Genomic DNA, 12310 nt, shown 5'->3' on the forward strand with positions numbered 1-12310 from the left:
GGCGTCATATGCCTTTGCTGCAGTCACCAGGTGTTCCTGGTATGTAGAAAAACTAGTGCAAAATTGGAACGAAAATAAGGGAATCGTGTTACATCCTTGTAACGCTCATCACGAAGCGTAGAAAGAAGTATTGACACCAGCAATTGGACAGTATCCTGCCTTGTTCCGCTACTTGCGCAAGTAGCGGCTTTATGCCGTTGGTACCCCAGGTCGGACTCGAACCGACACTGAACAGATTTTAAGTCTGGTGCCTCTGCCATTGGGCTACTGGGGCTCCGTGCCCGTCCAGAATATCGCGGGCGCAGCACACCTGGCGACTCGATGCCACAGGTCCTGACCGCGGAACGACAGCGGCCCCGCCACCCGAGCGGGACCGCCATCGTTCTGCCTGGCCTTCAGACTCAGGCCCGCGCGCCCGCCTTGCCTGCGGCCGCCTTGCCTGCGGCCGCCTTGCCTGCGGGCGTAGGCGGCGTGCTCTGCAGCGCTGTGTCCTTCTTGGGAGGTGCCGTGGCCGCTTCCCGGAACTGCCGCTTCGGTGTCTGAAGGTCCGAGATCGGAGCCAGATCGCGCCCGAAGATGAAGCTCATGCTCCAGTTCGTGATGACACGGGCCTTGCGCTCGAACATCGGCATCGCCATGCCGTGGTACCCGCGGTGAGCCATCCATGCAGGAAAGCCTCGCATGCCGAAACCCATGATGTTGGCGACGCCCTTGAACGTACCGAAGCCTGCAACGGCTCCAAGGTTGGTGTGCCGGTATTCCTTGACCTCGCCTACACCGTAGTTCTGCGCAAGGATGTTCTTCGCGAGCAGCTTCGCCTGCCGCACGGCATGCTGTGCGTTCGGGACGCAGAAGCCTCCCACTCCGCCGCCGGTGAGGTCCGGTACGGCAGCGACGTCGCCCGCGGTCCAGGCGTGCTGGATCGGGCCGTCGTCCCCCGCAACCCGGAGTTCGGGGTTGGCCCGGAGCCTACCGCGTTCGTCCACCGGGAAATCGGTGGAGGTGACCACGGGGTTGGCCTGCACGCCGGCGGTCCAGAGCAGGGTACCGGCCTCGAACTCGTCCGCTGGAGTTTTGTCGGGCATGTTGATGAGTTTCAGGCGTCCATCCACCGCACTGGAGAGCGAGGTATTGAGCATGACCTGGATGGCGCGCGAGCGCAGGTGCTCCACCACCCACACCGCCTGCTCGGCGGTCACCTCCGGCATGATGCGGCCCATGGCCTCGACGAGGACGAACCGGAGGTCCGAGCGTTCCAGGCGGCTGTTCTTCTTCACGGCGTCGCGCGCCATATCCTCGATCTCGGTGATTGCTTCGATACCGGCGAATCCTCCGCCGACGACGACGAACGTCAGCGCTCGGTCGCGCTGGGGCCCGTCCGGCATCAACGATCCGGTCTCGATGCGCTCCAAGACCTGGTTGCGAAGGGCCACTGCCTCTTCGATGGTCTTCAGCCCGATTCCCTGGTCCTTCAACCCGTCGATGGGGAAGGTCCGGGTGATGGAGCCTGCGGCCACGACGACGTCGGTGTATCCGAGCTCGAAGGGGTCGCCGCCGCCGGCGGGTTCGATCGTCGCGGTGCGGCCGGCATGGTTGATGCCAGTGACCTTGCCGGAAATCAACTCGGTCTGGGGCAGGTGCACCCGGTGGGAGACGATTGCGTGGCGCGGCTCGATGCTCCCGGCTGCAACCTCCGGAAGGAAGGGCTGGTAGGTCATGTAGGGCAACGGATCCACGAGCGTCACGATGCCGCCACGGGACTTGACCTTCTTCTGCAGCTTGTGAGCCACATAGAGTCCGACATACCCGCCGCCGACAACAAGAACGCGCGGTCGATCCGAAAAGTGAGGGTTCAGTGCCATGCTTCGATGCTACCGGACTTTGTGAAAATCTTCACTAAGTGTGCGGGAGTTCAAAGACGGCTGATCCGGGCCCCGGACGGCCTCCATCACTGCTCGGGTTCCGGCTTCATTTCCGCCGCGTCCGAAGCACGTGGACCGTCCCTGCCGTGAGCAGGACGGCGAACAGTGCGGTGAACCCGAGGACGACCGTCGCCGGGAGGTTGTCGGGAATGCTGCCCGGCTCCTCCGCCTGAGGGACCGGTGGCTCGGGGATGTCCGGTGCTGCTTCTTCGGCCTCGGGGCCGGGAGCGGGTGTCTCACTGCCGCCCTCGCTCCTTCGGTATACCTGGATCCAGTCGGCCATACTTCCCAGGCGGTTCGCCTCAGGTACGGAGATATCGGCGTTGACCGCGGCAGCGACATCAAGGACGCCGTGGCCGTAGAGGGTATCGAACCCGGGCGCACCCGTGTCCCGGGCTGTGGCGACGATCCGGTTGACCACCTGTGCGGCGCTCAGCTCCGGATACTTCGACCGGATGAGGGCTGCTACTCCGGAAACGAGGGGTGCCGCCGCGGAGGTGCCGGACCACTCGGCGTACCCTCCCCCGGGAAGCCCTCCCACCAGGTCCTCCGAGGGCGCCGCGACTGCAATGCTGATTCCCTCCGAGGAAGCCTCACGGCTTGCCACACCCGACCGGTCGAGTCCGGCAACGGAGAGGACACCGGGGATCGTTGCGGGCGCACCGACCTGGATGAGACCCCCTGCCCGGTTACCTGCTGCAGCGACGATCACCACGTCCTGCTGCTCTGCGTAGAGGAACGCCTCGTCCCAGCTCTCCGGCCAGGTGGTGGATGTGCTCCCCAGTGACATGTTGATGACTTTGGCGCCATTGTCGACAGCCCAGCGCACCGCCGTCGGAATCTGATCGTTGATGCCGATACCGGCGGGGTTGGGCCCACTGTTCGGTCCGTCGATCCACACTGACACGGCCAGCAGTTCCGCTTTCGGCGCTACCCCCACGATTCCGTCCGGCCCCCTGCCATAGACGCTGAGAGGTCCCGGAGGCTGCGCCGCCGGAGGCGGTACAGCCTCCGGGGAGAACGCCTCCGCAGTAGGGCCGGACGTCGACGGAGCAGGACTGTCCCCGGACACTGATGGTTCAGGGCCCGGTCCGGCTTCGGCTGTGGATCCCGGCGCTGCGGATCCGGTCGCGGTAGGTGCGGGTGCGGATGGTTCGGGCGCGGGCGACGACGTCGCCGTCGGCTCCGGAACGGGCGCCAGCATCGGCGCGAGCCCCTGATGCCCGCGGCCGGCCAGCAGCGTTCCGACCAGGGTCCCGTGGACGGGCACCTCTCCGATGCCGAGTTGCCCGCCCGGGCTGCCGGCCCCGGAGGCGTCGGTGCCGCCCGTCACCGCTCCGGCAAGGTCGGGGTGCGTGCCGTCGACCCCGCTGTCGATGATGGCCACCTTGACGCCTTCGCCCTGGGTGGTGGCCCAGGCATCGGTGATGCCATAGCTTTCGAGCCAGTACTGCTTTTCCCGCACGTCGTCGGCAACGGCGGGCAGGGCACCAATCGGCAGCGTCAGGGCGACGGCAACCAGCGTGGCCGCGGCAGCGCGTAGCACCCCGCCACCATGCGTCCTGCGTTGTCCGGAAAGCAGCGGGCGCGTCATTCCGTCATTTCCCGCGCCTGGCGACGCTGAGGGCTATACCGTCGAGGATGTCGTGCTCACTGGCAGTGGCGCCTCCCACGCGGCCCTGCGTTGCCTCGGCTACCGCTTCGACGATGCACTTCCAGATGAGCGCTCCGGCACCGATGACATCCACACGGCCCGGGTGCATGTAGGGAAGGCTTGCCCGCCTTGCCCTGTCGCTGTGCAGGAGGTCCGCAGACGCCGCCTGGACCTCAGCCGTGCTGAGCACTGCTCCATGGATCCGCTCCGGAATGTATTCGGTAAGTTTCAGGGCGTGTGCGGTGACGGTGGTGATGCTTCCTGCCACGCCGACCAGCGTGGTGACCGTCCCGAGCGGCACATCCGCAGCGGCGACGGCGATCAGGGACCTCACCTCCGCCTCCATGGCGGAGATTTCGGCACGGGTGGGAGGATCTCCGTGGAGGAACCGCTCGGTGAACCGCACGCAGCCCATGTCCATGCTCCGTGAAGCCAGAACACCCGAGGAGTCGCCTGCGACGAATTCAGTGCTGCCGCCGCCGAGGTCGATCACCAGGACGGTTTCATCCTCCGCGGCGCCCAGCACGCTCACTGCCCCGGTGAAGGACAGTGCCGCCTCCTCCGCGCCGGAAATGACCTCGGGGTCGACCCCGAGCCGCGCGCGGATGCCGCTCATGAAGTCCTCCCTATTCTCGGCGTCGCGGGAAGCCGACGTCGCCACGAACCGCACCGCAGGGCTGCCGTGCCGCACGATGAGTTCGGCGTACTCTTCGGCCGCTGTGAAGGTCCGCGCGAGCGCGGCGTCTGAGAGACGCCCGGTGGCGTCCACGCCCTCACCGAGGCGCACCACCCGCATGAGGCGCTCGACGTCGGTGAGCGCGCCGGTCTCATCGATATCCGCGATGAGTAACCGGATGGAATTGGTACCGCAGTCGATGGCAGCTGTGCGCATCAGTCCTCCTGGGATGGGGTGCGGCGCGCGGCGCGCTTCCGCTCGAGTTCGTCGGCGGAAAGTCCCTGCGTCTTCCTGTGCCGGCTGAGGTCGGTGGAAGGAACGACGTTTGCGGTGTCCCAGGCGCCGTCGCAGAAGCAGGTGTCCGCCGTCCACCACTGCCTGATCCCTTCGATCGCCTCATCGCCCAGCGGATTCACTCCAGGTCCCGCTGCGAGGGAATGCCCCACGAGGACATGGAGGCATTTCACCCGCGTGGGCATACCGCCCGCCGAAACGCCGTCGATCTCCGGGACCGCCCCTGTGCCGGTACGGTCGCCGATCTCCCGCCTCACGGCCAGGTATGCCTCGTGCGCGCTCCGGTACTCCTCGGCAAGTTCCGGCTCAGTACCCAGCCGGGAGGTCATGTCGGTCATGACGCCCTCGGCCTCGAGGCGCGAGACGGCGGCGGTGACCACCGGATGTGTGAGGTAGTAGGTGGTGGGGAAGGGGATGCCGTTGGACAGCCGGGGCGCAGTGGTAGCCACCAACGGATTGCCGCAGACACAGCGCGCACCGATCTCGACGACGTCGCGGACGGGGCGGCCCAATTGCCGGCTGAGAACGTCGAGGTCATGCTGGGTAGGAGTTCGCCGGCCCTGCTCGTTCACGCGGATCCTTCCCTCGTGCACCTGCGGTGCACAGGCTGTTTTCTGGTGGGTCTCGGTGCATCGGTTGCGCTGCATCGGTTTGGTCAGTCGGTTGCGGCCCGGGAGACGGTGCTCCACAGGGAGTCCACCCAGGGCAGGTCCTCAGGCTTCGCGTCCGACCCCGCGGCGGAGGCGTCCTCGATCCCCTGGCCACCCTTGACCAGGTAGCGGGTCTCCCCCGGCATGACCAGGAAGATGCGGTCCCGCGCCTGCTGCTTGATATACGCGGGGTCGTCCCAGCGGGCCAGTTCCGTCTGGTGCTCGGCCTGCAGCTGCTCCTGCCGTGCAATATCCTGGCGCAGCGCATCGAGCTCCGCCTGCTGCTGCAGGTAGGTATTGAGCGAGGGGGCAAGGAGAACGGTAACGGCAACGAGGACGACGGCGAGGGCGAGCAGCCGGCCGGAGAACGATTTCGCGGGGATCGGCTTGGCATCTTCCGCGGGTTCGATGACGCGGTTCGGCCGTTTCGTCGACCCCGAAGGGCTGCGGCGGATAGCTCCGGCGAGTTGCGTGCGCTCGGCGGCCCGCGCTTCGGACGATGAAACGGCACGCTCGTGGAGCGGCGCCGGTCTTTCGCGCTGTGGCACCGCCCGCTCGGGCCCCCGGGACGCAGGATCCTGCGGTTCGACCCGGGATGCCGGCTGGACCGGCACCGTCTTCCGTCCAGGAGAACCGGCCTTCGGGTGACCGTGCACGGTGGAGTTCGCGGAATGCCCGTTGGGCGGCTCCCCACCCGTCCGGTCCCCCGCCGGTGGCGAGGGACGGACAGCGCGCGGCACCTTTGGGCGGCGGGCGGTCATGTTACTCCTCGGATGGTCGCTGCACGGGGCCCACTGTCGAACCCCGTCCTACGAGGGTAGCCGCCCGCCGGTTCAACTATGCAGTGAAACGCGGGAAGGCACTGCGGCCGGCGTATCGCGCGGCATCGTCGAGCTCCTCCTCGATGCGCAACAGCTGGTTGTACTTCGCCACGCGCTCCGAGCGGGCCGGGGCGCCGGTCTTGATCTGGCCGGCGTTGGTGGCCACGCAGATGTCGGCGATCGTGGTGTCCTCGGTCTCACCGGAACGGTGCGAGGTGATGGTGGTGTAACCGGCACGCTGGGCCATGGAGATCGCGTCAAGCGTCTCGGTGAGGGTACCGATCTGGTTCACCTTGACCAGCAGCGAGTTGGCCGTCTGGTTCCGGATACCCCTCTCGAGGCGTGTGGGGTTGGTGACGAAGAGGTCGTCGCCGACGATCTGAACCTTGGAGCCGATGGCCTCGGTGAGCGCCTTCCAGCCCTCCCAGTCGTCCTCATCCAGGGGGTCCTCGATGGACACCAGGGGGTAGTCGCGGACCAGTTCCTCGAAGTAGGCGCTCATCTCGGCGGTGCTGAGCGACTTGCCCTCGAAGGTGTAGACGCCGTCGCTGTAGAACTCGGAGGCGGCGACGTCCAGCGCGAAAGCGATGTCCGTGCCGGGCGTGTACCCCGCCCGTTCGACGGCGGTGGTGATGAGGTCCAGCGCGTCGCGGTTGGAGGGCAGGTTCGGCGCGAAGCCGCCCTCGTCGCCGAGGCCGGTTGCAAGGCCCTTCTCCTTCAGCACCGCCTTCAGTTCGTGGTAGACCTCGACACCCCAGCGCAGGCCCTCCGAGTAGGACTGCGCGCCCAGTGGAACGATCATGAACTCCTGGATGTCGACGTCGGAATCCGCGTGCGAACCACCGTTCAGGATGTTCATGAGCGGCACGGGGAGGACGTGCGCGTTGGGTCCGCCGAGGTAGCGGTAGAGCGGAAGGGCGGAGGACTCTGCGGCCGCGCGCGCAATGGCAAGGGACACGCCCAGCATCGCGTTGGCACCGAGGTTCGACTTGTTCTCGGTACCGTCGAGGTCGATCATCGCCTGGTCGATGGCGCGCTGGTCAGCGGCGTCGAACCCGAGCAGTGCCGGCTGGATCTGCTCGATCACGGCTTCCACGGCCTGGAGGACGCCCTTGCCGAGGTAACGGTCCTTCTCACCATCGCGGCGCTCATTGGCTTCGAAGGCTCCGGTGGACGCGCCGGAGGGGACTGCTGCGCGGCCGAAAGTGTCGTCGTCGAGCAGTACCTCGACCTCGACCGTAGGGTTCCCGCGGGAATCGAGGATTTCCCTAGCGTGGATGGCGTCGATAATTGCCATGGAAGTGCTCCTTTTCGTTGGAGTGTATGGAGGGGGATCTCACTGCAAGCCTAGTTCACGACGCCGCCGGCCGGGCCTGAAGGCACTATGCATCGGAGCTTGCATGCCGGAACGCGCCACTTCTCATGCGTTCGAGGGGCCGAACGGCGTGTCATCAGGCAACACGCCGGTTATCAGCAACGCCGGCGCCGAAAGGCGCCAGGTCCGACACACCCGGGACTGGCCAACTGCCCGACGCCATACTGCTGAACTGACCGGAAGCTTTCTGCCCAGCTTCGGCGCCGAACGGTGCAACGACGGGTTCCATGGCGCATTCGGCAGGCAGTGAATTCAGGATGCACCCGCGGCGCGGTCCTGGAAACGGTGGACGGCACTGCGCAGCGCAAGCTCCGGATCGATTCCCTGCCCGACGGCGGCTGCCGCGAGGGCGAGCAACTGGTCTCCGAACTCCTCCGCCGTCCGGACGTCCTGCTGGTCGGCCGACAGAACCGGCAGGTCGGCCGGCTGGTCGGCCGGCGGAACCGGCTCGTCGGCCGGCTGGACGTCCTGCTGGTCGGCCGGCAGAACCGGCGGGGCGGCTCCCAGGGACGCTGCCCGCGAAAGGCTTTTCGCGGCCAGTGCCAGCGCGGGAAGGTGATTCGGGATGCCGTCGAAAGGCCTGCGGTCCGGCTTTTCAGTGACTTTCACCGCCTGCCACGTGGCCACGATTTCCCGGATCGTCGCAGGAAAGTGCTCCTGCACGGAGCCGTCGGCACGGAAGACGTGGGGGTTGCGCCGCACCAGCTTGGCGGTAAGCCCCTCCACCACAGCCCCTAGCCCGAAGGTTCCGCGTTCGTGCTGGAGCTCCGCGTGCAGTACCACCTGGAAAAGGACGTCGCCGAGCTCGCCACGCAGCTCATCGAGGAGGGAAGTCTGCTTGCCGTATGCGGGAGGCACCTGCTGCGCTGCCTGTTCGGCCTCCTCCACCTGCTCCACCGCGTCGAGGAGCTCGTAGCACTCCTCCACGAGGTACTGCCGAAGGCTCGTCGGGGTGAGCGCGGCGGTCCAGGGGCAGTACTGCCGCAGCTGTCCGATCACCGTGAGGAGACGGTCGAGCGCCGGGCCCGGCTGCGGGGATGGACCTGTACGGTCCACCAGCCCGCCGTCCGGCTGTTCGGCGGGCTGGTTGACCCGCTCGCCGTCCGGCTGTTCGGCCTGCTCGCCGACCGGCTGCTTCACCCGGCTCGGCCCTACGACGCCTGGCCTGCGGCCCGATCGAAACTCGACGCCACGTGCTCGGCAAGCGCCTCGCGGTCCTCGAGCGGCAGGAAGGTGGCGTCGACAGCGTTGAGCGTCAGCTCGAGGAGGTCCCCGAGGTCGTAGCCGAACGTCTCGACCAGCAGCTCGAACTCACCGGTGAGGGTGACACCGCTCATGAGCCGGTTGTCGGTGTTGACCGTGACCTTGAAGCCGAGCTGGTACAGCAGATCGAACGGGTGGCTCTCGATATCGTCACCGAACGCCGCGACTGCACCCGTCTGCAGGTTGGATGACGGGCATAGTTCCAGGGGGATGCCGCGATCCCTGACCCAGGACGCCACGCTGCCCAGGTTGGCGATCCCGACGTCGGTGTCGTCGCCGTCCGTCCCGTCGGAACCGGCGTCGTTCTCGGAGTCGCTGTAGTCGATCTCGATGTCCTCGGCGATCCGGACGCCGTGGCCGAGGCGCAGGGCGCGGCCGTGCACCAGCGCATCGACGATACTCTCGATCCCCGCTGCTTCACCGGCATGGACGGTGGCGGGGAACTGGTGACTCGCGAGGTAGGTGAAGGCCTCGGCGAAGCGTGCGGCCGGGAAGCCTATCTCCGCTCCGGCGATGTCGAATCCGACGGCGCCCCTGCCGCGGTGGCGGACGGCCAGTTCAGCGATTTCCAGGCTGCGGTCCGCGTGCCGCATCGCGGTGATCAATTGGCCCACCTGAATGACCCGGCCGGCGGCGATCGATGCCGCGGCTCCCGCCTCAAGCCCTTCCTGCACTGCTTCGACGGCTTCGTCCAGGCTCAGCCCTCCGGCGACATGCTGCTCGGGTGCCCAGCGAACTTCCCCGTACACCACGCCGTCGGCAGCGAGGTCCTCGACGAACTCCCGAGCCACACGGATCAATGCCTCACGGGTCTGCATCACAGCGATGGTGTGGTCGAACGTCTCAAGGTAGCGCTCAAGCGATCCTGAGTCCGCCGACTCACGGAACCAAGCACCGAGCGCCTCCGCACCCTGCGCCGGCAGGGTATGCCCGATCTCCGCCGCCAGCTCGAGGATCGTGGCCGGGCGAAGGCCGCCGTCAAGGTGGTCATGGAGGGAGATCTTGGGAAGCGTGGCGATGTCGATGGCGGTGTCGGACACTGGATTCGGCTGGGTTGGAGTCACGGATCCAAGACTACGCGAGGCCCGACTCCACGGGTACGGACGGTGTCGCCGCGACAGCGGCCAGGGCCCCCCCGGCCGCTGCAACGGATCCCACCGGTATCGCGTGAGAAGGCTTGGGGCCCCGGAGGAGCGTGATGATCCGGTCCACCAGCAGCCCGAGCACAACTGCCACCGTCACGGCGACCACCACGCCGAGCAGGTGGTTGTTCTCGAACCAGGCACCGGCAAGCGCGCCGATGCCCACCGAATACGCTCCCCAGACGACGCCGGAAAGGGCCGTGAGTGCCACGAACCGCTTCCGGGAGTACCCGGTGGCGCCCGCCGTCAGGTTGACCGCCACCCGACCGATGGGCACGAAACGCGCCACCAGAAGCAACGACGCCGCCCGCTTCTCCATTTCGTAGCCCGCCCACTCGAAGGACCGCTGCATACGTGGGCTGCACATCCACCGGAAACGGCGCGTCCCGATGCCCCTGCCGATCGCATAGGCGATGTTGTCGCCCGCGAACGCCCCTCCGGCGGCCACTGCGATGAGGATCCAGGGGTTGGGCACGCCCTGGGCGATGATCAGGGAGGCGAGGCCTACCACCACCGATTCGCTCGGGAATGGTGGAAAGAACCCGTCCACCGTGCAGCACACGAAGACCAGCAGGTACACCCAGGGCTGTTCCGCGGCGGCGGCCACCAGATCACTGAGGCCGGTGGTAACAGCGTTCCAAACATCCACGCGCCGGGCTCCTCTGTGTCGGTTCCGCGCCCGTTCGCCGGAGGGGGAAACGGATTCCCCCAATCCTCCGGCCCGAAAGGACCCGCCCGCATCAGGTAAACCCCTGACAGGTTCCCGGAACCCGGCAGGGAACCCCTACTACGAGATGCGGTCGAGAATGAGCTGGTGTGCCGGACTCGACCCTTCGGGGGCGATCGTGACGGCGCCGGCCAGCGCTTCTCGCGCGCGGTCGAACTTCTCAGGAGTGTCAGTGAGCAGGGTCATCAACGGCTCGCCTGCCCGCACCACGGTTCCGGGCTTGGCATGCATCCGGACTCCGGCGCCCGCCTGCACGGCGTCCTCCTTGCGTGCGCGGCCGGCTCCGAGGCGCCATGCGGCCACTCCGACGGCGAGGGCGTCGAGCTCGACCAGCACGCCGTCGGCCGGGGCGAGGAGAACCTCGGATTCGCGGGCCCGGGGAAGCGCTGCGCGGGGGTCGCCGCCCTGCGCCTCGATCATGCGGTTCCAGATGTCCATCGCCCTGCCGTCGCGGAGCGCCGCCGCGGGGTCGGCGTCGCGGATTCCAGCGCAGGCAAGCATCTCCTCGGCCAGGCGGACGGTGAGTTCGACGACGTCGGACGGTCCGCCGCCTGCGAGTACCTCGACCGATTCCTCGACCTCGATGGCGTTTCCCGCGGTGAGGCCCAGCGGCGTTCCCATGTCGGTCAGCAGTGCGACAGTGTTCACTCCGGCGTCCTTGCCGAGCGCCACCATGGTGCGTGCCAGCTCCCGTGCCTGCTCGATATCCTTCATGAAGGCACCACTGCCTACCTTGACGTCGAGGACCAGCGAGCCGGTGCCCTCGGCGATCTTCTTGCTCATGATGGAGGACGCGATCAGGGGGATCGCCTCGACGGTCCCGGTGACGTCGCGCAGGGCGTACAGCTTCTTGTCGGCGGGCGCCAGGCCGGTTCCGGCGGCGCAGATCGCCGCGCCCACGCCGGCGAGCTGGCGCATCATCTCGTCGTTGCTGAGGTGCGCACGCCAGCCCGGGATTGATTCCAGCTTGTCCAGGGTGCCGCCGGTGTGGCCGAGCCCGCGGCCTGAAAGCTGGGGCACTGCGACGCCGAACACCGCCACCAGCGGGGCCAGCGGAAGCGTGATCTTGTCCCCCACGCCGCCGGTGGAGTGTTTGTCGCTCGTGGGCTTGCCGAGTGCCGAAAAGTCCAGCCGCTCCCCCGAGGCGATCATGGCCGCCGTCCACCGGGAGATCTCGGCCCGATCCATGCCGTTGAGCAGGATCGCCATGTTCAATGCAGCCATCTGCTCGTCGGCGATGGCACCGCGCGTGTAGGCGTCGATGGTCCAGTCGATCTGTTCGGGGCTGAGGACGCCCTTGTCTCGTTTGATGCGGATGATGTCGACGGCGTCGAATGCTTCAGTCATGGAGATTACCTGTTCGAGAGGGAATGGTGGGTCTTCTCAGGCGAGGTGCTGCGGGCCGAAAGCGTCGGGCAGCACCTCGTCGATGGTCTTGATGCCTCTGACGGTCAGCAGGACCATCCCGGGCGCCCGGAACTCATAGAGCAGCTGGCGGCAGCGTCCGCAGGGCATGAGCGTGTTGCCCGACCCGTCCACGCAGCTGAACGCCTCGATCCGGCCGCCTCCGGTCATCGCGAGGCTGCTGACCAGTGCGCACTCGGCGCAGAGCGTGAGCCCGTAGGAAGCGTTCTCGACGTTGCAGCCCGAGATGATGCGGCCGTCGTCGATCAGTGCCGCAGCGCCGACCGGGTAGTTGGAGTACGGCACGTACGCCTTCTCCATCGCGGCGGTGGCTGCTGCTGTGAGCTCCGCCCAGGGGATTCCGGTTTCAGTCATGATTCCG

General features: G+C 67.2%; 11 protein-coding genes and 1 tRNA gene. All 12 read right to left on the reverse strand.

Annotation, left to right across the window (positions count from 1 at the left end):
* Window positions 1-198: 198 nt before the first annotated feature.
* The 12 genes from IWX65_RS03965 to IWX65_RS04020 all read right to left on the reverse strand — a co-directional run bounded on the left by IWX65_RS03965 (window position 199) and on the right by IWX65_RS04020 (window position 12303).
* Window positions 199-274, reverse strand: a tRNA-Leu gene (locus tag IWX65_RS03965).
* A gap of 127 nt (window positions 275-401) precedes the next feature.
* Window positions 402-1862: an NAD(P)/FAD-dependent oxidoreductase gene (locus IWX65_RS03970; protein ID WP_196881144.1), complete on the reverse strand. Its 1461-nt coding sequence runs from the start codon at window positions 1860-1862 to the stop codon at window positions 402-404.
* Between the two features lie 106 nt (window positions 1863-1968).
* Window positions 1969-3516 (reverse strand): S8 family serine peptidase, encoded by a 1548-nt coding sequence (locus tag IWX65_RS03975; RefSeq protein ID WP_196881145.1) that lies wholly within the window; start codon window positions 3514-3516, stop codon window positions 1969-1971.
* A gap of 4 nt (window positions 3517-3520) precedes the next feature.
* The gene (locus IWX65_RS03980; protein WP_334683670.1) at window positions 3521-4471 is read right to left on the reverse strand and encodes a Ppx/GppA phosphatase family protein; all 951 of its coding nucleotides are present in this window, start codon (window positions 4469-4471) and stop codon (window positions 3521-3523) included.
* Window positions 4468-5193, reverse strand: coding sequence for a DUF501 domain-containing protein (locus IWX65_RS03985; RefSeq protein WP_196881359.1), 726 nt, complete (start codon window positions 5191-5193; stop codon window positions 4468-4470). Before IWX65_RS03985 ends, IWX65_RS03980 begins: the two co-directional genes overlap by 4 nt.
* 8 nt (window positions 5194-5201) lie before the next feature.
* Complete coding sequence (locus IWX65_RS03990; RefSeq protein ID WP_196881147.1) at window positions 5202-5957, reverse strand: FtsB family cell division protein; 756 nt, start codon at window positions 5955-5957, stop codon at window positions 5202-5204.
* Between the two features lie 76 nt (window positions 5958-6033).
* Window positions 6034-7314: a phosphopyruvate hydratase gene (gene eno, locus IWX65_RS03995; protein WP_196821724.1), complete on the reverse strand. Its 1281-nt coding sequence runs from the start codon at window positions 7312-7314 to the stop codon at window positions 6034-6036.
* A gap of 330 nt (window positions 7315-7644) precedes the next feature.
* A complete protein-coding gene (locus tag IWX65_RS04000) occupies window positions 7645-8451 on the reverse strand; it encodes a MazG nucleotide pyrophosphohydrolase domain-containing protein (protein ID WP_442859161.1) in 807 nt (268 codons plus the stop codon).
* Window positions 8452-8543: 92 nt separating this feature from the next.
* The gene (locus IWX65_RS04005) at window positions 8544-9719 is read right to left on the reverse strand and encodes an adenosine deaminase (protein ID WP_196881148.1); all 1176 of its coding nucleotides are present in this window, start codon (window positions 9717-9719) and stop codon (window positions 8544-8546) included.
* 10 nt (window positions 9720-9729) lie between these two features.
* The gene (locus IWX65_RS04010) at window positions 9730-10446 is read right to left on the reverse strand and encodes a DedA family protein (RefSeq protein WP_196881149.1); all 717 of its coding nucleotides are present in this window, start codon (window positions 10444-10446) and stop codon (window positions 9730-9732) included.
* 138 nt (window positions 10447-10584) lie between these two features.
* On the reverse strand, window positions 10585-11871 hold the full coding sequence (locus tag IWX65_RS04015; protein ID WP_196881150.1) for a thymidine phosphorylase: 1287 nt from the start codon (window positions 11869-11871) through the stop codon (window positions 10585-10587).
* Window positions 11872-11907: 36 nt separating this feature from the next.
* Window positions 11908-12303, reverse strand: a complete 396-nt coding sequence (locus tag IWX65_RS04020; protein ID WP_196881151.1) for a cytidine deaminase — start codon at window positions 12301-12303, stop codon at window positions 11908-11910.
* Window positions 12304-12310 lie beyond the last annotated feature (7 nt).

This window comes from Arthrobacter sp. CAN_A214, from assembly GCF_015751955.1.
GTDB lineage: Bacteria > Actinomycetota > Actinomycetes > Actinomycetales > Micrococcaceae > Arthrobacter_D.